The 483-nt window shown below is 73.1% G+C and carries 1 protein-coding gene and 1 pseudogene; both read right to left on the bottom strand.

Annotation, left to right across the window (positions count from 1 at the left end; genetic code table 11):
- Positions 1–167: GTP-binding protein (locus KVT32_RS32330; protein WP_254637063.1), on the bottom strand; the 167-nt coding region annotated here is incomplete at its 3' end.
- Positions 164–483, bottom strand: a pseudogene (locus KVT32_RS28680) (L-seryl-tRNA(Sec) selenium transferase); the annotation flags it as partial. The gene KVT32_RS32330 and the pseudogene KVT32_RS28680, both read right to left, overlap by 4 nt.

The following is a 483-nucleotide window of genomic DNA, read 5'->3' as shown; positions in this document are numbered from 1 at the left end:
ATCACGTCCAGCCGCGCGCCGCCGGGCAGCGGCGCATAGGCGTAGCCCAGCTCGATCGAGATGCCGCGCGCCTTTTCCTCCTTCAGGCGGTCGGTGTCGACCCCGGTGAGGGCGCGCGTCAGGGTGGTCTTGCCGTGGTCGATGTGGCCTGCGGTACCGACGATCATGCTTGCCTTTGCTCCCGCAGCCGGGCGAGCTGCTCGACGAAGAGGGGAAGCTGGTCCTGCTGCAGGCAGCGCAGGTCCAGCCACAGGGTGTCGTCGGCGATGCGGCCGACCACCGGGCGCGGCAGGGCGCGCAGGCGGCCCTCCAGTTGGCCCAGCGGGTTGCCGCGCACGCCGGGCTGGGCGCGGATCGCCAGGCCGAAACTCGGCAGCAGTTCGACCGGCAGGGCGCCGCTGCCGATCTGGCTGGTCATCGGCGCGGTGGCGACGGTATACGCGTCGCCGAGCGCCTCCCGCAGCGGCGCGGCCAGGCTGTCGG

Origin of the sequence: Achromobacter sp. GbtcB20 (assembly GCF_019091095.1) — a bacterium.
GTDB lineage: Bacteria > Pseudomonadota > Gammaproteobacteria > Burkholderiales > Burkholderiaceae_B > Achromobacter > Achromobacter mucicolens.
This window is presented reverse-complemented; position numbering and strand designations above follow the sequence as displayed.